General features: G+C 68.3%; 17 protein-coding genes. 11 read left to right on the plus strand and 6 right to left on the minus strand.

Features of this window, described 5'->3' with window-relative positions:
- Positions 1-50 precede the first annotated feature (50 nt).
- The 3 genes from R1Z03_RS11635 to R1Z03_RS11645 form a co-directional block, all read right to left on the minus strand.
- Positions 51-539 carry a hypothetical protein gene (locus R1Z03_RS11635; protein WP_284409944.1) on the minus strand — a complete coding sequence of 163 codons (489 nt, stop codon included), beginning with the start codon at positions 537-539 and terminating at the stop codon, positions 51-53.
- Positions 530-1,111 carry a hypothetical protein gene (locus R1Z03_RS11640; RefSeq protein ID WP_284407123.1) on the minus strand — a complete coding sequence of 194 codons (582 nt, stop codon included), beginning with the start codon at positions 1,109-1,111 and terminating at the stop codon, positions 530-532. Before R1Z03_RS11640 ends, R1Z03_RS11635 begins: the two co-directional genes overlap by 10 nt.
- A 214-nt stretch (positions 1,112-1,325) precedes the next feature.
- Positions 1,326-2,135, minus strand: a complete 810-nt coding sequence (locus R1Z03_RS11645; RefSeq protein WP_284397492.1) for a FadR/GntR family transcriptional regulator — start codon at positions 2,133-2,135, stop codon at positions 1,326-1,328.
- A 243-nt stretch (positions 2,136-2,378) separates the two neighbouring features.
- On the opposite strand from R1Z03_RS11645, the gene R1Z03_RS11650 reads away from it, so the two are divergent.
- From R1Z03_RS11650 to R1Z03_RS11700, 11 genes are all read left to right on the plus strand, one after another.
- Positions 2,379-3,584 (plus strand): ABC transporter substrate-binding protein, encoded by a 1,206-nt coding sequence (locus R1Z03_RS11650; protein WP_317359823.1) that lies wholly within the window; start codon positions 2,379-2,381, stop codon positions 3,582-3,584.
- A 91-nt stretch (positions 3,585-3,675) separates the two neighbouring features.
- Complete coding sequence (locus tag R1Z03_RS11655; protein ID WP_284397499.1) at positions 3,676-4,536, plus strand: branched-chain amino acid ABC transporter permease; 861 nt, start codon at positions 3,676-3,678, stop codon at positions 4,534-4,536.
- An 8-nt stretch (positions 4,537-4,544) separates the two neighbouring features.
- On the plus strand, positions 4,545-5,540 hold the full coding sequence (locus R1Z03_RS11660) for a branched-chain amino acid ABC transporter permease (protein WP_284430549.1): 996 nt from the start codon (positions 4,545-4,547) through the stop codon (positions 5,538-5,540).
- Positions 5,537-6,310: an ABC transporter ATP-binding protein gene (locus tag R1Z03_RS11665; protein WP_272566356.1), complete on the plus strand. Its 774-nt coding sequence runs from the start codon at positions 5,537-5,539 to the stop codon at positions 6,308-6,310. Before R1Z03_RS11660 ends, R1Z03_RS11665 begins: the two co-directional genes overlap by 4 nt.
- On the plus strand, positions 6,307-7,011 hold the full coding sequence (locus R1Z03_RS11670; RefSeq protein WP_317359827.1) for an ABC transporter ATP-binding protein: 705 nt from the start codon (positions 6,307-6,309) through the stop codon (positions 7,009-7,011). The genes R1Z03_RS11665 and R1Z03_RS11670 overlap by 4 nt, the downstream gene beginning before the upstream one ends.
- 56 nt (positions 7,012-7,067) lie before the next feature.
- Entirely contained in the window at positions 7,068-8,321 is a 1,254-nt protein-coding gene (locus R1Z03_RS11675) for a Zn-dependent hydrolase (protein ID WP_317360350.1), read from the plus strand.
- Complete coding sequence (locus R1Z03_RS11680) at positions 8,318-9,787, plus strand: M81 family metallopeptidase (protein ID WP_317359829.1); 1,470 nt, start codon at positions 8,318-8,320, stop codon at positions 9,785-9,787. Before R1Z03_RS11675 ends, R1Z03_RS11680 begins: the two co-directional genes overlap by 4 nt.
- Positions 9,788-9,967: 180 nt before the next feature.
- Positions 9,968-12,280 carry an NADP-dependent malic enzyme gene (locus R1Z03_RS11685; protein WP_284409933.1) on the plus strand — a complete coding sequence of 771 codons (2,313 nt, stop codon included), beginning with the start codon at positions 9,968-9,970 and terminating at the stop codon, positions 12,278-12,280.
- 156 nt (positions 12,281-12,436) lie between these two features.
- On the plus strand, positions 12,437-12,841 hold the full coding sequence (locus R1Z03_RS11690; protein ID WP_284409931.1) for a ribonuclease: 405 nt from the start codon (positions 12,437-12,439) through the stop codon (positions 12,839-12,841).
- 137 nt (positions 12,842-12,978) lie between these two features.
- On the plus strand, positions 12,979-13,404 hold the full coding sequence (locus tag R1Z03_RS11695) for a barstar family protein (protein WP_092742419.1): 426 nt from the start codon (positions 12,979-12,981) through the stop codon (positions 13,402-13,404).
- Positions 13,383-13,595: a hypothetical protein gene (locus R1Z03_RS11700; protein ID WP_217640151.1), complete on the plus strand. Its 213-nt coding sequence runs from the start codon at positions 13,383-13,385 to the stop codon at positions 13,593-13,595. The genes R1Z03_RS11695 and R1Z03_RS11700 overlap by 22 nt, the downstream gene beginning before the upstream one ends.
- Before the next feature lie 112 nt (positions 13,596-13,707).
- Here the strand turns inward: R1Z03_RS11700 and rsmA are convergent, their stop codons facing one another.
- The 3 genes from rsmA to R1Z03_RS11715 are packed head-to-tail and all read right to left on the minus strand — an operon-like array spanning position 13,708 to position 18,422.
- Positions 13,708-14,475: a 16S rRNA (adenine(1518)-N(6)/adenine(1519)-N(6))-dimethyltransferase RsmA gene (rsmA, locus tag R1Z03_RS11705; protein WP_317359838.1), complete on the minus strand. Its 768-nt coding sequence runs from the start codon at positions 14,473-14,475 to the stop codon at positions 13,708-13,710.
- Between the two features lie 37 nt (positions 14,476-14,512).
- Positions 14,513-15,934: a peptidylprolyl isomerase gene (locus R1Z03_RS11710; RefSeq protein WP_317359840.1), complete on the minus strand. Its 1,422-nt coding sequence runs from the start codon at positions 15,932-15,934 to the stop codon at positions 14,513-14,515.
- 19 nt (positions 15,935-15,953) lie between these two features.
- Positions 15,954-18,422 carry an LPS-assembly protein LptD gene (locus tag R1Z03_RS11715; RefSeq protein WP_317359842.1) on the minus strand — a complete coding sequence of 823 codons (2,469 nt, stop codon included), beginning with the start codon at positions 18,420-18,422 and terminating at the stop codon, positions 15,954-15,956.
- Between the last annotated feature and the right edge of the window lie 51 nt (positions 18,423-18,473).

Consider the following 18,473-nt stretch of genomic DNA (forward strand, 5'->3'; position numbering starts at 1 on the left):
TGAATGAAAAAAACGGATCGGGGGAGGGGCCGGGCGGGGCGGCGAACGGCTTACTGCACCAGCTGCCAGAAGGTCACGCTGGCGAACTTGGCGTCGCTCGCCCAGGGGTCCCAGATGGTCTTGTCGCCCTTGCTGCGGGCGCCTTCCCAGTTGCCCAGCGAGGTGGACATCGCGGGCGGGTAGCTGCCGCGGGTGCGCAGCGTTTCGGTCTTGCCGCCGCGGGTGTAGGCATAGCCGCCGGCGGCCTTGTCGGGGCCCGGGTAGACCACGATGACGTGGCCGTTGCCCGACTCCTTCTTGCCCCCGACGATGACCGCCCCGCCGCGCGCGAGGTCGCCCACCTGCGAGGCGGGCACGGAGCGCCAGTGGCGCTGCCCCTGCACGTGGTCCATCAGCGCGTTGGCGCTCATGTAGGGCTGGTCGGGCAGGTACTGCTTGATCACGTGCCAGACGGCGTGGCTGCAGGAGTTGGGATGGAGGTCGGCGGCCTGGTCGCAGGCCTGCTTCAGCTTCGCGACCGCAGTGGCGTCTACGGGCATGGGGTCTTGTCCTGGTCCGGGGGCGTCGGGGGCTTGGCGGAGGCGGGCCCGGAGGCTGCCGGCCGGTACAGGCGGTTCTTGGCATCCCACCGCAGGGTGGGCAGGTGGTAGTCGCCACCCACGGCGGGCGAGCGCACCTGGAGCTGGATCTCGTGCGGCACGCCGTCGCGCCAGCGGCCGGGGACCACGTCCAGTTCCTCGGGCGGGTCCGCGGGAAAGAGGTGGGTCAATTTGCCGACGCAGCGGCCGGTGTCGTCCACCAGCAGGGGCAGCGGAAAGCGCTCCCACGGCGCATCGGGCGGCAGGCCGCGGTAGTGGGCGTCGGTGAACACGGCCAGCAGGCGCACCTTGGCGGCCTTGGCCGGCGCATTCCCGGCGGCGCCGCCCTGCACCAGTGGGCAGGCGCGCACCGCGTCGCGGTAGGGCTCCCAGGCCGCCGGCAGCGAAAGGTCCGCGTCCGGGGGCTGGCACTGGGCGGGGTCGAGCGCCATGGGGGGTTTCGCCCCGGCGTGGACCGCAGCGGACAGCATGGCGGCCGCCAGCCAGCCGGCCCACGGAAGAACTGCGTTCATGGGTGCATCAAAGAATGGAAATGGAATGTATCGGGTGCCCGAGCCGGCCGCGCCCTCCCGGTCGCGCTTTCCCGGTCATTGGGGGCCCGCAGGCGCGAAGTGTCGCCGCGGAAGCCGCGAAATCGATGTCAAAGGTTCCCGAAGATACCAATTGATTCAAAAATAACACGCCCCAACACCAACTTTTGGCGTTTTGGGGAGTCCGGCGCGCCGTTCAGCGGCTGCGGACGTGGGCCGAGCGGGGGCTGCGCAGCGTGTCGGCGTCCAGGATCAGGCGCCCCTGGATGCGACCTTTCATGCGCTTGACGCTGCTGGCCGCATCCAGCATGTGCCGGGCCATCAGTTCGCGCACTTTTTCTGCATCCCGGGCGCGCGCCGCCTGCACGATCTCGCGGTGGAAGTTGGCGTTGGCCTCGCCGAAGCGCCGGTGCTCCGACTTCGGGGTGCGGTTGCCGTACACGATGAGCTGGCGCAGCATCTCGTTGATCAGCTCGCAGGTGAAGCGCAGGAACGGATTGGGGTTGGCCGCGGCCAGGATGTCGTGGAAGTTGACGTCCTCACGGCGCTGGCTCAGCAGGTCCTCGCTGCTGGAGTTGGGATCGCAGCAGGCGATGCTGTGCTCCAGCGCCTCGAAATCGGCCTCGGTCAGGTGCGGCACGGCGCCGGCGGCCAGCTCGGGCTCCAAGAACTGGCGCACGGCGTAGATGTTGTCGATCGTCACGTCCTGGAAGAACAGGTAGTTCTGCAGGAACTGCAGCGTGCGGTCCAGCGACACCTCGGCGATGGTTCCGCCGCCCGAGGGGCCGGTGGAGATGGTCACCAGGCCCTGCACCTCCAGCGACTTGAGCGCCTCGCGGATGGTGCCCTTGCTCACTTCGAACTGCGCCTGCAACTCGCTCTCGCGCGGCAGGCGGTCGCCCGGGCTCAGGTTCTTTTCGGTGATGAGCCGCTTGATTTCCTGCGCCACCAGGTCGGGGCGCTTCAGGGGCTTGATCGGCTTGCCGGCGGGCGGTTTCGTGGCCATGGGTGCGTTGCTGGGTTGAAGACGGGGCAAGGCGCAGCGCGGTGCCTGGCACCCGGCTGTCGCTTCCGTGGTGCAGTGTATGCACCAGGGCCGTGCAGCGGCGGGTCGGGCAGGGTTTACGTGCACGCGATTTGTTCTATTTATCACTATAAATAGGAAAAACACGTGGCACGCCGCGTGCTTTGCAAAAAGCCGTGCCCTGGCCTGCAGGCCGGCCGACCCAACCCCCACAGGAGCCCCTTCATGCACCGTCGTCAACTCTTGCAACTCTCCGCACTGGGCGCGCTGCCCGCATCGCTGGGCCTGGCGCGCAGCGCCTGGGCGCAGCCCGCCGGCGCCATCCAGTTCGGCTGCCCGGTGCCCATGTCGGGCGCCTTCGCCGCCAACGGAAAGTTCGCCGACCTGGGCATGAAGCTGGCCATCGAGCAGTACGGCTCGGCCCTCAAGCGCCCCCTGGCCTACACGGTGCTGGACACCGAGGGCAAGCCCGCCACGGCCGTGCGCAAGGTGCAGGAGTCGTCGCAGCAGCAGGGCACGCGCTTTTTCGCGGGCGGCATCCTGTCGTCCGAATCGCTGGCCATGGGCAAGGAGGCCGAGAAGGCGGGCGGCATCTTCATCACCACGGCCGGGGCCGACGAGATCACCGGCAAGGACTGCAACAGCGCCACGTTCCGCTGGTCGGTGCCGACCTTCGGGGCCATCGAGCAGACGGTGCGCCCGCTGGCCGACGCGCTGCCCAAAGCCAAGCGCTGGTACACCATCACGCCGCAGTACGTGTTCGGCGACGGCCTGCTGTCGGCCGCCAAGAACGTCTTCAAGGAAAAGGGCCTGGAGCACGTGGGCAACAGCTACCACTCGCTGGCCGAGAAGGAGTTCAGCGGCTACCTGACCAACGCCATGGCCGCCAAGCCCGACGTGCTGCTGCTGCTGAACTTCGGCTCGCAGTCGTCGGATGCGCTGCGCCAGGCGGTGAGCTTCGGCATGCACAAGAACATGACCATCCTGATCGCCTGGGCCTCGGGGCTGGAGCAGTTCGAGTCGCTGGGCGCGGACCTGTGCGACGGCGTGTATTTCGGCGCGCAGTACTGGCACACCGCCGATGCCCCGCTGAACCTGGAGCTGGTCAAGCGCAGCAACGACAAGTTCAAGTCCAACCCCAACTACAGCCTGGCGGGCTCGTACATCTGCACCAAGCTGCTGATCGACGGCATCCTCAAGGCCGGCACGGTGGACCAGAAGGCGGTGATCGCCGCTCTGGAGGGCATGAAGTACGCGGGCCTCACGGGAGATGAAGAGATCCGCAAGGGCGACCACCAGGTGCTCAAGAACTACTACCTGCTCAAGGGCAAGCCCAAGGCCCGCATGGCCAACAAGGACGACTACGTGGACGTGGTGAGTTCGGGCAAGTCGTTCCTGCCGCTGGACCAGACCGGCTGCAAGCTGGGCTGACCGCTCGCTCCCGCCTTCCTGCGCCCCGCGCCTTGGCCCTTCACCGTCCGCCCCGCAGCTGCGGGGCCAAAGCCTTGACTGCCCCACTTCCATGAGCATCTACCTGCTACAGGTCATCAACGGGATCGGCATCGGCATGCTGTATTTCCTGCTGGCCGTCGGCCTGTCCATCGTGTTCGGCCTGCTGCGCTTCGTGAACTTCGCGCACGGCGCGTTCTACCTGCTGGGCGCGTATTTCTGCTACCAGATGACGCGCTGGGGGCTGAGCTTCTGGCTCGCGCTGGCCGTGGTGCCGCTCGTGGTGGGCGCGCTCGGCTGGCTGACCGAAAAGCTCGTGCTGCGCCACGTCTACGCCAAGCCGCACGAGTTCCACATCCTGGTCACCGTGGGCCTGGCGCTGGCGATCCAGGAGCTGGTCATCCTGCAGTGGGGGCCGCTGGGCGACAGCGTGGCGGTGCCCGACCTGCTGCAGGGCGTGGTGATGTGGGGCAGCTTCGTGTATCCCAAGTACCGCCTGTTCGTGATCGGCTTCACCGCCGTGCTGGCCGTGGGCCTGTGGTGGGTGCTCGAAGGCACGCGCCTGGGCAGCGCGGTGCGCGCGGGCAGCGAATCGACCGAGATGGTGTCGCTGCTGGGCATCAACGTGTTCCGCATCTTCAGCCTGGTGTTCGCGCTGGGTGCGGCCACCGCCGCCATCGCGGGCGTGCTGGCCGCGCCGATCCGCGGCGCCGAGCCCTTCATGGGCATCGAGGCGCTGGGCGTGGCCTTCGTGGTCGTGGTGGTGGGCGGCATGGGCAGCTTCGGCGGCGCGCTGGTCGGCGGCCTGCTGATCGGCATCGTGCAGAGCGTGATGAGCACGGTGTGGCCCGAAGGCGCGCGCCTGATGATCTACATCGCCATGGCCGCCGTGCTGCTGCTGCGCCCGCATGGCCTGCTGGGCCGCAAAGGATGAACACCGCCATGACGATCTTGCGCAAACACTTCCACCTGCTGCTGGCCCTGGCCTTCGTGCTGGCGATGCCGCTCACCATGCAGTCGGGCTCGCTCGCCAGCGAGGTGCTGATCTACGGCCTGGCGGCCATGGGCTGCAACCTGCTGCTGGGCCACACGGGGCTGCTGTCCTTCGGGCAGGGCATCTTCTTCGGGCTGGGCAGCTACACCATCGCCCTCACGCTCACGCGGTGGCCGCTGCCCATGCCGCTCGCGCTGGCGCTCGCCGTGGCGGCGGGCGCGCTGGGCGCGGCGCTGGTGGGCTGGGTGGCCATCCGCCAGCGCGGCACCTACTTCGTGATGCTGACGCTCGCGTTCGCGCAGATGTTCTATTTCCTGGCCTATTCCCTGCCCAGCCTCACGGGCGGGGACAACGGCCTGATGGACATTCCGCGCCCCTCGCTGGCCGTGGGCGGGTTCACGCTGTGGCCACTGCAGTCGCCCTGGCAGTACTACGGCTTCGTGGCGGTGGTGTTCCTGCTGGCCTTCTGGCTGCTGCAGAAGGTGTCGGCGTCGATCTTCGGGCGCACGCTGCTGGCCGTGCGCGACAACGAGGAGCGCGCGGGCGCCATCGGCTACAACCTGCGGCTGCTCAAGCTGCAGGCGTTCGTGATCTCGGGCGCGGTAACGGGCCTGGCCGGCGCGCTGCATGCCATGATGACCGGCATCGCCCCGCTGGCGAGTGCCGAGTACCACACGAGCGAGATGATCCTGGTGATGACGGTGATCGGCGGCACCGGCAACCTGCTGGCCTCGCTGCTGGGATCGGCCTTCTACCTCATCGTGGGCGACTGGCTCTCCACCTTGTGGCCGCGCTGGCTGCTGCTGCTGGGCGTGGTGCTGATGGCGGTGAGCCTGGGCATGCAGCGCGGCCTTTGGGGCCTGCTGGAATCCGCATGGGGGCGCCTGCGCGGCCTTCGGGGCGGCGCGAACGCCACCACCGCCGGCACGGGAGACAAAGCATGACCGCCGCACCCATCCTGCTGGAAGCCATCGGCGTGGAAAAGCGCTACGACAAGTTCGCCGCGCTCTCGGGCGTGGACTTGAAGGTGCGCGCGAACACCGTGCATTCGGTGATCGGCCCCAACGGCGCGGGCAAGACCACGCTGTTTCACATGCTCACCGGCACCAAGGGCGTGAGCGGCGGACGCATCGTGTTCGACGGGCACGACGTGACGCGCGAGCCCGACCACCGGCGCGTGCAGCGCGGTATGGCCCGCTCGTTCCAGGTCACCAGCCTGTTCCTCACCCTGCCCGTGCGCGAGAACCTGCGCCTGGCCGCGCAGGGCACCGCGCCCGCGCAGGCCCTGAACTGCTGGAGCGCGCCCGTGGGCCCTCGCTCCCGCGCCGACGTGGTGGCCAGCGTGCTGGCGCGCCTGGGCCTGGAGCGCCATGCGGACACGCCGGTCGGCAACCTCTCGCACGGCCAGCAGCGGCGGCTGGAGGTGGGCATGGCGCTGGCGGCGGGGCCGAAAGCCATCTTCCTGGACGAGCCCACCTCGGGCATGGGCATCGACGACCTGGACGAGATGAAGCGCCTGATCCAGGGCCTCAAGGACGAGCACACCGTGGTGCTCATCGAGCACAACATGAACATCGTCATGGACATCTCCGACACCGTCACCGTGATGCAGCAGGGCCGCGTGCTGGCCGAGGGGCACCCGCACGCCATCCGCAGCGACGAGCGGGTGCGCAGCGCCTATCTGGGCAACATGATCACCGGAGGCAAGGCATGACGATCCTGCAGATCGAAGGGCTGCACGCCCACTACGGCAAGAGCCATGTGCTGCAGGGCGTGGACCTGCACGTGAACGATGGCGAACTGGTCACGCTGCTCGGGCGCAACGGCGCGGGCAAGACCACCACGCTCAAGGCCATCTGCGGCGTGGTGCCACCCAGCCAGGGGCGCGTGCGCTGCATGGGCGACGATGTGCAGGGCCTGCCCGCGCACCGCATCGCCCAGCGCGGCGTGTGCCTGGTGCCGGAGCACCGGGGCATCTTCCGGCTGCTCACGGTGGAAGAGAACCTGCTGCTGGGCCTGCGCAAGCAGTCGCCCTGGCAACTGGCCGACATCTACCGCATCTTTCCGCGCCTCAAGGAGCGGCGCCGCAACGGCGGCGGGCAGCTGTCGGGCGGCGAGCAGCAGATGCTGGCCATCGGCCGCGCGCTGATGAACGCGCCGCGCCTGCTCATGCTCGACGAGCCCGTGGAGGGCCTGGCCCCCGTGATCGTCGAGGAGATCGTGGCCCAGCTCCAAGCCATCAAGGCCGCCGGCGTGGCCATCCTGCTGGTGGAGCAGAACCTGGAGGTCTGCACCCAGCTGGCCGACCGCCACTACATCATCGAGCAGGGCGCCATCGTGCACGAGGCCGGCAACGCCGCGTTCCTGGCCGACGAGGCCACCAAGGACCGCTACCTGGGCGTGGGCCTGGCCTGAGCCCCCTTGTTCGAAACCGGCTTTCTGCTTTCTCTTTCAGGATCACCACCGTGGACATGAAGACCCTCTCCCCTGCCCTGCAACCCCGCGTGAACGGCGCGCGCCTGTGGCAATCGCTGATGGACCTGGCCCGCATCGGCGCCACGCCCAAGGGCGGCGTGTGCCGGCTGGCGCTCACCGCGCTGGACGGCGAAGGCCGCGACCTCTTCGTTCGCTGGGCGCGCGAGGCCGGCTGCAGCGTGCGCATCGACGCCATCGGCAATCTGTTCGCGCGCCGCGCGGGCCGCAACGATGCCCTGCCCCCGGTGATGACCGGCAGCCACATCGACACGCAGCCCACGGGGGGCAAGTTCGATGGCAACTACGGCGTGCTGGCCGGCCTGGAGGTGGTGCGCAGCCTGAACGATGCTGGCATCGCCACCGAGGCGCCGATCGAGGTGGCGGTGTGGACCAATGAGGAAGGCTCGCGCTTCGTGCCCGTGATGATGGGCTCCGGCGTGTTCGCCGGGGCCTTCACGCTCGAGCATGCGCTGGCCCAGCGCGATGCGCAGGGCACCAGCGTGGCCGAGGCGCTGGCCGCCATCGGGTATGCCGGCACATCGGCTCCCACGCCCGCGGTGGGTGCGTATTTCGAGGCGCACATCGAGCAGGGGCCGGTGCTGGAGGCCAACGACTGCGTGATCGGCGTGGTGCAGGGCGCGCTGGGCCAGCGCTGGTACGACGTGACCGTGCAGGGCATGGAGGCCCACGCCGGCCCCACGCCGATGGAGCTGCGCCGCGACGCGCTGCTGGCAGCGAGCCGCCTGGTGGCCGAGGTCAATCGCATCGCCCTCGACCACGCCCCGCATGCGCGCGGCACGGTGGGCGTGCTGGACGTCTTCCCCAGCTCGCGCAACGTCATCCCCGGCAGCGTGCGCATGACCGTGGACCTGCGTGCCGCCGACGACGCGGTGCTGCTGCAGATGGACGCGGCCCTGCGCGCCGCCTGCGAGCGCATCGGCGCGGCCCACCGCACGCCGGTGGCCGTGGAGCAGGTCGTGTACTTTCCGCCGCAGCCCTTCGCCCCGGCACTGGTCGAAGGCGTGCGCGCCGATGCCCAGGCCCTGGGCTACACCGCCATGGACGTGGTGAGCGGCGCCGGGCACGACGCCGTGTACCTGGCGCGCCTGGCGCCCACCGCCATGGTCTTCGTGCCTTGCGCGGACGGCATCAGCCACAACGAGATCGAAGACGCCCGGCCCGAGCATCTGGAGGCCGGCTGCAACGTGCTGCTGCAGGCCATGCTGCGCAGCGCGGGGGTGGCGGCATGAAGATCCTGATCGCGCGGCTCAACCACGAGACCAACACCTTCTCGCCCGTTCCCACGCCGCTGGAGGCCTTTTCGCCCGCCTATGGCGCGCAGGCGCTGCAGGAGAACGAGGGCATGCGCACGGCCATGGCGGCGTTCATCGACCTGGCCAAGGGGCTGGGCGCCACACTGGTGACGCCCGTGTCGGCCATGGCCAACCCCAGCGGGCCGGTGCATGCCGCGGCCTACGATGAACTGACCCGCCGCATCGTGGACGCCGCCCCGGGCTGCGATGCCATCCTGCTGGACCTGCACGGCGCCATGGTGGCCGAGAACAGCCCCGACGGCGAAGGCGACCTGCTGGAGCGCGTGCGGGCCGCCGCACCAGGCGTGCCCGTCGGCGTGGCGCTGGACCTGCACGGCAACATCACCCCCAAGATGGTCGCCAATGCCGACGTGATGGTGGGCTTCAAGACCTACCCGCACATCGACATGTACGAAACCGGCGAACACGCCGGGCGCCTGCTGCTGGCCATGCTGCATGGCCAGGCGCGCTACACCGTCCGCTGGCACCCGCTGCCCATGATGGGCCACACGCTGCGCAGCACCACGCTGCAGGGTGCCATGCTGCGCGCGGTGGACGCGGCCCGCGCGGCCGAGGCCGGCGGCATTCCGGCGGTGACGGTGTTCGCCGGCTTTTCGCTCGCCGATATCGAGGCGCCGTGCATGAGCGTGGTGGTCACGGCCCCGGCCGACGATCCCGAACCGGCCCAGGCGGCCGCCGACCGCATCGCCGCCGCCATGTGGAGCGAGCGCGCCGAGTTCGTCTACGACAGCGAGCCGCTAGATCAGTCCCTGCAGCGCGCGCAGGCCCTGGCTGTGGGCGCGGACCGCCCCGTGCTGCTGCTGGACCACAGCGACAACTGCATGTCCGGCGGCACCTGCGATGCCATGGACGTGCTGCAGGCGGCGCTCGCCAACGGCCTGCAAGACATCGCCGTGGGCCCGCTGTGCGACCCCGGGGCGGTCGCCGAACTGGTGGCGGCCGGCGTCGGCGCGCGCATCGCGGTGCGGCTGGGCAACAAGGTGCCGCTCACGCAACTCGGCGTGGCCAAGGCGCCCGTGGCGGTCGAGGGCATGGTGGTGGCCGTCAGCGATGGCGAATACACCGTGACCGGCCCCATCTACACCGGCCAGCGCTGCGCCATGGGGCGCACGGTGCTGTTCGATACCGGCGCGGCGCGCATCGTGGTGACCGAGCGCACGCACGAGCCGTGGGACCTGGGCGTGTTCTCCTGCGTGGGCCTGGACCCCACGGCCCACCGTTTCGTGCTGCTCAAATCGCGCATGTACTGCCGCCCGGTGTTCGTGCCGCTGTCGCACGCGCTGGTCGAGTGCGACAGTCCCACAGGGGTGACGAGTTCCAACTACGCGCTGTTCCCGTTCAGGAACGTGCGCCGGCCGGTGTTCCCGCTCGATCCGGCCTGAGCGGCGGAGCGGCGCTGGGGGTTTCCAGGTCATGGGTGCTTTGCCCCGGTTAAGCGGAATTGCTTACCAGGGTTTCTACGGCGGGCTGACTACAATCTCACACCCTTGAAGACGTGACCTCGCCCTGGAACCCTCCGTGGCGCGGGGTTCGGCAGAATTTCATAGAGCTGGAGACGCTTGATGTCCGAGACCCCCCCGGTGAATGCCACGCCCGACAAACGCGCCCTGCTGCGCCAGGCTGCCCTTGAGTACCATGAGTTTCCGAAGCCGGGGAAGATCGCGATCGCCGCGACTAAGCAGATGGTCAACCAGCACGATCTGGCGCTGGCCTACTCCCCGGGCGTGGCCGCTCCCTGCGAAGAGATCGTCAAGGACCCTGCCGCCGCCTTCCGCTACACCTCGCGCGGAAACCTCGTTGGCGTGATCTCCAACGGTACCGCGGTTCTCGGACTGGGCGACATCGGCGCGCTGGCTTCCAAGCCCGTCATGGAAGGCAAGGGCGTCCTGTTCAAGAAGTTCGCCGGCGTGGACGTGTTCGACATCGAGATCAACGAGAAGGACCCGGTCAAGCTCGTCGAGGTCATCGCCGCGCTGGAGCCGACCTTCGGCGCCATCAACCTGGAAGACATCAAGGCGCCCGAGTGCTTCTACGTGGAGCGCGAGTTGCGCAAGCGCCTGAACATCCCCGTCTTCCACGACGACCAGCACGGCACCGCCATCACGGTGGCCGCCGCCATGCTCAACGCCCTGAAGGTGGTGAACAAGGACATCGGTTCCGTGCGCCTCGTCACCTCGGGCGCGGGCGCCGCAGCACTCGCCTGCCTGAACCTGCTGCTGAAGGTGGGCCTGAAGCGCGAGAACGTGTTCGTCACCGACCTGGCCGGCGTGGTCTACGAGGGCCGCACCGAGCTGATGGACGAGGACAAGATCCTGTTCGCCCAGAAGACCGAAGCCCGCAGCCTGTCCGAAGTCATTGAGGGCGCCGATGTGTTCCTGGGCCTCTCCGCTGGCGGCGTGCTCAAGCCCGCCATGGTGGCCAAAATGGCCGCGCGCCCGGTCATCTTCGCGCTGGCCAATCCCAATCCCGAGATCACGCCCGAAGACGCCCACGCCGTGCGCGGCGACGTCGTGATGGCGACCGGCCGCACGGACTACCCGAACCAGGTCAACAACGTCCTGTGCTTTCCGTACATCTTCCGCGGGGCGCTGGACTGCGGCGCGACGACGATCACGCTGGAGATGGAAATCGCCGCCGTGCACGCCATCGCCGAACTGGCCCAGGCCGAGCAGAGCGAGGTGGTGGCCGCCGCATACGTGGGCGAGCCGCTGGCCTTCGGCCCCGAATACCTGATCCCCAAACCGTTCGACCCGCGGCTGATGATGAAGATCGCCCCGGCCGTGGCCCAGGCCGCCGCCGACAGCGGCGTGGCCCTGCGCCCGATCATCGACATGGACGCGTACCGCGACCATCTGCAGACCTTCGTGTATGCCTCCGGCACCACGATGAAGCCCATCTTCACCGCCGCAAAGACGGCCGCCAAGAAGCGCGTGGCCTATGCCGAGGGCGAGGAAGAACGCGTGCTGCGCGCCGCGCAGATCGTGGTGGACGAAAAAGTCGCACGGCCCACGCTCATCGGGCGCCCGTCCATCATCGCGCAGCGCATCGAGAAGTTCGGCCTGCGCCTGAAGGAAGGCGTGGACTACGACGTGGTCAACGTCGAGAACGACCACCGCTACCGCGACTTCTGGCAAACCTACCACCGCATGACCGAGCGCAAGGGCATCACCGTGCCCATCGCCAAGATCGAAATGCGCCGCCGCCTGGCGCTGATCGGCTCCATGCTGCTGCACAAGGGCGAGGTCGATGGCCTCATCGTCGGTACCTGGGGCCACACGGCGCTGCACCTGAACTACATCGACCAGGTGATCGGCAAGCGTGCCGGCGTGAACACCTACGCCTGCATGAACGGCCTGCTGCTGCCCGACCGCCAGGTGTTCCTGGTGGACACGCACGTCAACTACGACCCGACGGCCGAACAGCTGGCCGAGATCACCGTCATGGCAGCCGAGGAAATGATGCGATTCGGCATCAAGCCCAAGGCCGCACTGCTGTCGCACTCCAACTTCGGCAGCAGCAACCAGCCGAGCGCCGTCAAGATGCGCCAGACCCTCGACCTGCTGCGCATCCAGGCGCCGTGGCTCGAAGTGGATGGCGAGATGCACGGCGATGTCGCCCTGGATGCGGCCCAGCGCGCCGTGGTCATGCCCCACAGCACGCTCGCCGGCAGCGCCAACCTGCTGGTCCTGCCCAACATCGACGCGGCCAACATTTCCTACAACCTGCTCAAGACGGCGGCCGGCGGTGGCATCGCCATCGGCCCCGTGCTGCTGGGCGCGGCGGAACCGGTGCACATCCTGACAGCCAGCGCCACCGTGCGCCGCATCGTCAACATGACGGCACTCACGGTGGCCGATGCAAATGCCTCCCGGTAGAGCGGTGATGACGTAGCAAGCGCTAACTTTTAGACGCGTTTGGCCTTGAAAGCGCCTGCCCAATTATTGGGCAGGCGCTTGCTTTTTGGGGGCGATTAAGTCAAACTAACGGCTCGAAATTTCGGGTAAACCCGTAGTTTCTGAAAGGTGTAGTTGATGCTGAAGGCTATCGCCATCCAGGCGTACAAGACAGGTCTTGCGTGCGTACTGGGTGCAGCGTTCGTTCTGGTCCCGACCACGGGACAGGCCCGAAAACCCCCGTCTTCCGACGGAGTGACCACCATCGCACTGGCCGAGTTGCCCCCGCAAGGGCGGGCGACCTACGGGCTCATCCGCGAAGGTGGACCATTTCCTTACGACAAGGATGGTTCGGTGTTCGGCAATCGCGAACGGTTGCTGCCCCTGGAAAAACGGGGCTATTACCGCGAATACACCGTCAGAACGCCGGGTGCGAAGAACCGTGGTGCCCGGCGCATCGTGTGCGGAGGAGCGCCCCGCGTTCCCGATGCCTGCTACTACACCGGCGACCACTACGCGAGCTTTCGAAAAATTGTTGAATGACGCTGGACGCCAAAAGCGCTCGCCGGCATTGCCGCGATCGGTTGCCCGCCTGTCGGCCCCCCGCCTTGGTGGCGGGCCGCTGGACCGAACTTCCGGATATTCCTCATTGGTGACTACATAAAGAAAGAGCAGCGGAGATGGAAATGCCACTTCGTAACGATCAGGAAAACCCATTGCGTGGCGTGCGCCCCAACATCGTGCAGTCTATTCGCGCTTTTCGCGTGCAAGACCTGCAAGAGTCGGCCAAGGCGCTCGGCCAACACTTCCTGTACGCCAACCTTGCACACGCACAAACCAAACAGGACGTGCTGGACCTGATCGCAGGCCAGTTCATGTTCCCGGCGCACTTCGGAAAGAACTTCGACGCGCTGTACGACTGCATGACGGACCCATTGCATAAATCGGGCCCGCAACCGGGCTTCATCGTGGTGCTGGAGCAGATTCCGACCACGGTGAAGTTCGACAAGGAAGCACGCGAGCAGTTGCTCGACATCTTCCGCGAAGCGGCGGACTACTGGAGCGATCGAAAGATACCGTTCCGGTGTTTCTATTCTTTTCTGTAGCCCGTTCTGCATCCACCAGCCAGGCAGAACGGGCGAACGAGGCTAACGAGACCGCCGCAGCGCAGCCCATTGAAATCGCAGTCGATCCTTCCGCGGAAAAAATGCCGACCGACAAGCTCGTTGACGTATCGCCCCTGGCGCTGCGCATGAGCAGCCCGTTCAACGCGGGTTACTGGCTCGCCGCCGCCTGACCTCAGGCGGTCATGCGCGACAGGCAGGGCCCTCAGGCCACTGCTTGCCGCGCTTGACTCTTTTCAGTGCACGGGGCCGGGTGGCCCGGTCCCCGCATTGCACCGCCTGCGCTCAGGCAGGGTGCAGTGACTGAGCCAGGGCCACGTACTCGTGCACTGGCACTTCCTCGGCCCGGCGTTGGGTATCGAAGGTGCCCGGGAAGGCGCGCTCCTGCAGCCAGCGGCCCAGCGTGTGCCGCAGCAGCTTGCGGCGTTGGCTGAAGGCCACCTGCACCAGTTCGGACAGCAGGGCGGGTGATACGGGGGCCGGCGAGGCATGGGGCACCATGCGCACGACGGCGCTGTCCACGCGCGGCGGCGGATCGAAGCTCTCCGGCGGCACGAACAGCACATCCTCCATCGCATAGCGCCACTGCAGCATGACCGACAGCCGCCCGTAGTCGCCCGTGGAGGGGCTCGCCACCATGCGGTCGATCACTTCCTTTTGCAGCATGAAATGCTGGTCTTCGATGACATGCACCTGCTCCAGCAAATGGAACAGGATGGGCGTGGAGATGTTGTACGGCAGGTTGCCGACCACGCGCACCTTGGGCACGTTCAGCGATTGGGCGACCTGGGCGAAGTCCACCTTCAGCACGTCGGATTCGATCACGTCCAGCTGGCCGTGCAGGCGCAGCCGCGCTGCCAGGTCGCGGTCCAGCTCGATCACGGTGAGGCGCCCCAGGCGCTCGACCAGCGGCTGCGTGAGTGCGGCCAGGCCGGGACCGATCTCCACCATGGGCTGGCCCGGCTCGGGGCCGATGGCGCGCACGATGGCATCGATGATGCCGTGGTCCGACAGGAAATGCTGGCCGAAGCGCTTGCGCGGGATGTGCTTCATGGCGCTGCGCGGCGAAGGCGCGTGGGCAGGCGGCGCGTCATTGCGGCGGATCGCGGTATTCCACATACGCGCGGGCCCGGGCTTCCTGCGCCCAGGTGGCGTAGGCCTCGTCCAGCTTCTTTTCGCGCACCACGTCGCGCACCATGTCGCGCTGTTCGCGCTGGGTGAGCTTGGCCTCGCGGCGCTCCAGCAACTGGATCAGGTGCACGCCGAACCGCGTGACGATGGGCTCGCTGATCTCGCCGGGCTTGAGCGCATTGAGCGCTTCCTCGAACTCGGGCACGTAGCGGCCCGGGCTGGCCCATCCAAGGTCGCCGCCCTGCTTGGAGCTGCCGTCCTGCGAGTTCTCGCGCGCGAGCGTGGCGAAGTCCGCCTGGCCCGCCAGGATGCGCCGGCGGTAGTCGGCCAGCCGTGCGGCCGCCGCGGTCTCGGTCAGCTGCGGATTGGCACGCAGCAAGATGTGCCGCGCATGGCTTTGCACCGCCACGGTGGGGGCGGCGGCATTGGTCTTTTCCACCACTTTCAGCACGTGGAACCCGGCCGGCGACCGCACGGGGCCGACGATGCCGCCCACGGGCGTCTGCTGGGTCGAGCGCACGAAGAGCTCGGGGTAGCGATCGGCGGGGCGCAGGCCCAGCAGGCCGCCGGAGGCGCCTTCGGCCGCATCGGAGAACTCGCGCGCCACCTGGCCGAAATCGTCTCCGGCACGCACCTTGTCGGCCGCCTGCTGCGCGCGCAGCCGGCGCTGCTCCACGACCTCGGGGCTGGCGTTCTCGGGCACGAGCACCAGGATGTGGCCCAGGTTGAGTTCGACCTTGGCCGGATCGGAAGCGGACTGCTGCTCGCGCAGGTACTGGTCCACGTCCAGGTCGCTCACGCGCACCCGGGCTTCGACGTCGCGCTCGCGCAGGCGCTGCACCAGCAGCTGGTTGCGCAGTTCTTCGCGGAAGCGGTCCTTGCTGATGCCGTCGATCGCGAGGCGGCGGTGCATTTCCTCCAGGCTCACGTTGTTCTGGCGCGCCACCGACTGCTCGGCCTGGGAGACGGCGATGTCGTCCACCTTGATGCCGCTTTCGTTGGCCATCTGCACCTGGATCTTTTCATTGATCACGCGCTCGAGCACTTCGCGCGCCACCACGTCCCGGGGCGGGCGCTCGCCGCCCTGGGCGGCCAACTGCTGCTCGACGCGCGCCACGCGGGTCTGCACCTCGTTGTTGGTGATGGGGGCGGTGTTGACCACGGCCACGATGTAGTCCGCCTGGCGGATGCCGCTGCGGTCTGCGCCGGTGCGGGCGTCGGGCACGGTGACGGGCGGCAGGGCGCGCGAGGACAGCCCGGTACCGCCGGTGCCGCCGGCAGCGCCCGAGGCGCGCAGTCCTTGCGCGGAGGCGCCCGCGGGTGCGAGGGAGGCCAGGGTGGCCAGGCACACCAGGCCCAGGGTGAAAGCGCGATGGTTCATGTGGTTGGCAGGTGTCGGGTTAGTCGTAATTGGTGAAGCGGCTGGGCGTGCTGGTCTGCTCGCGCAGGTACTGGTAGCGCGGAATGTTCTGCTTCAGGCTGGTGAGGGGGTTGGAGCCGAGCGAGAGGCGGGAAAAGCCCACGAACTCGATCTGGAACAGCAGCCGGGTGTTGGCCGTGGTCACGCTGCTTTGCAGGCGCTCGAGCACCACGCGGCCGACCCAGCAGCAGCTGTCGTATTCGAAGCCCACCACGGTGTCCACCAGCTTGCGGTCCTGCATGCTGTAGTTCAGGCGGCCCACGGTGTACCAGCGGCCAGGGCCCTGCCCACGGCCCGGGCCGAGGTCCTGGCCCTTGTCGCCCCACAGGTCGTTGATGGGCCATTGCCAGCCCACGTCGATCTGCTCGCTGGTGCCGCGCTGCAGGCGGTAGGCGGCGCTGATGACGCGGTAGGCGCTGGGGTTGTAGCGCGCGCCCACGGTGGATCGGATGGAGCGGCCCGTCTTGGGGTTGTATTGCACCGTGGAGTCGAAGCCCCACTGCTTCGTCCAGTTCAGGCCCGCGCCCAGCAGCACGTCCGACAGCCGTTCGCTGACGGTGGACTCGCCGGGCAGCACGACCTTCTGGTCGGAGAACCGCACCCGCTGGGCGATGCCGAAGCGGGCCGCCTCGGCGCCGTCGTCCGGGTCCAGCAGCCGCGTGGTCACGCCCAGGGTGAGCAGGTTGTTGTCGGCCAGGCGGTCGTTGCCGCCGTAGCCGTTCTCGGTGTAGATGGTGGCGAAGTTGAAGTCGTTGGCCGCCGTGTCGTACACCGGCAGCAGGCTCTGGTCGCGGTAGGGCGTGTAGGTGTAGAAGGCGCGCGGCTCCAGCGTCTGCAGGAAGTTGCGGCCGAAGTAGCGCGCATCGCGCTCGAACACCAGGCCGCTGTCCAGGCTGAACGTGGGCAGCGTGCGCTGCGCGTTGCGCTGGCCGTTGGCCAGCGGGCTGTCGAACTGGTATTGCGTGGCGTGCAACTGCACGCGCGGTGTGATGAAGCCGGCGGGCGCGAGGAATGGCCGGCTGATCTGCGCCATGGCGTAGCTGCGCTGGGCGTTGGGCTGGCCGGTGAGGGCGCGGTCCGCATGGAAGCTGGTGTAGTCGGCCTCCACGCTGGCATCCAGGCCGTAAGGCAGCATGGTGGGGTTGTAGCCCCAGCGCAGCTGCGGCATGCGGTCGTAGGGCGGCACGATGGGCGCGCTCACGTCCTGCAGCGTCTGCCACTTGAGGGTGCGCAGGCTGAGCGACATGTCGTCCTTGCCCCAGGACAGCGTGGCGTCGCCGGGCAGCAGGCGCTGGGTGAGCTGGGTCATGCCGGTCACGTTGCGCGTGAAGTCGCGCCAGTAGTTGTCGTCGCTGACCCGGCTCACGTCCATGTTGAAGTTCAAGCCGCCCAGCGGCGTATCGAACGTGCCGCTGTGCTTGAGGCCGTAGCCCCAGCGGTCGCGGTCGCGCAGCTTGTCGTTCGGCATGTAATCGCCGCGCAGCTCGCCCCGGTAGGTGGGCTCCAGGTAGCGGAATTCGCCGCCCAGGTTCACGCCGCGCTTGGACATGACGGTGGGCGTGATGGTGGCGTCGCGGTTGGGCGCGATGTTCCAGTAGTAGGGCTGCGCGTACTCGACGCCGCTCACGTTGTCGATGGCCACGGTGGGCGGCAGCAGCCCCGACTTGCGGCGGTCGGACAGCGGGAACGTGATGTGCGGGATGGGCAGGATGGGCAGGCCCTTGAACTCCAGCACCGCGCCGTCGGCCGTGCCCACCTGCTCTTCGTTGTCGATGCGGATCGACCGCGCGCGCAGCACCCAGTCGGGCTGCCAGGTGGCTTCGTCGTTCTTCTGGCAGGTGGTGTAGGTGGCGTTGTGCACCACGGAGCGATCGCGGTCGATGAAGTCCACGCGGCTGGCCTCGCCGTGGGCGCCGTTCATCAGGAAGCGGTAGTTGGCGGCATCGAAGTAGCCCGAGAAGGCGTCGACCCGCAGTTCCAGCTCCGAGCCTTCGTACACGTTGCCCGCGCGGTTGATGCGCACCTGGCCGCGCGCCTTGGCGAGGTCGTCGGGCACCGCGTATTCCAGCCGGTCGGCGTGGATGATGGTGTCGCCGCGGCGCAGTTCGGCATTGCCTTCGACGACGGCGTTGATGTCCGGCTGGCCGGTCACGCTGTCGCCTTTCACGAAGATCGGCAACTGCGGGCGAACGGCTTCGGGGATCTTTTCCTGCAGCAGGGGGCTGGCGCGCAGGGCGGGCGCTGCCTCGGGCACGGCGGGTGCGCCGGGCTCGGCCTCCGACTGGGCGAGCGCTGCCAGGGGCGCGCCGCACAGCATCCAGGCGATCAGGCGGGCCACCGCGCGGCGCTCGAACGCGGGCGCCGAGGGACGGTGGGCCACAGCGCCGCGGCGGGCGGGCAGGAAGGGGGGCGTCGGTCGGAACGGATCGGGCAAGGAAGGGATGTCCATGGAATCAGCCGGTCGGCGGCGCGGAGCAGGCACCGCAGGCCACCCGGTCCG

It is taken from the genome of Acidovorax sp. BLS4 (assembly GCF_032929295.1).
In the GTDB taxonomy this organism is placed as follows: domain Bacteria; phylum Pseudomonadota; class Gammaproteobacteria; order Burkholderiales; family Burkholderiaceae_C; genus Paracidovorax.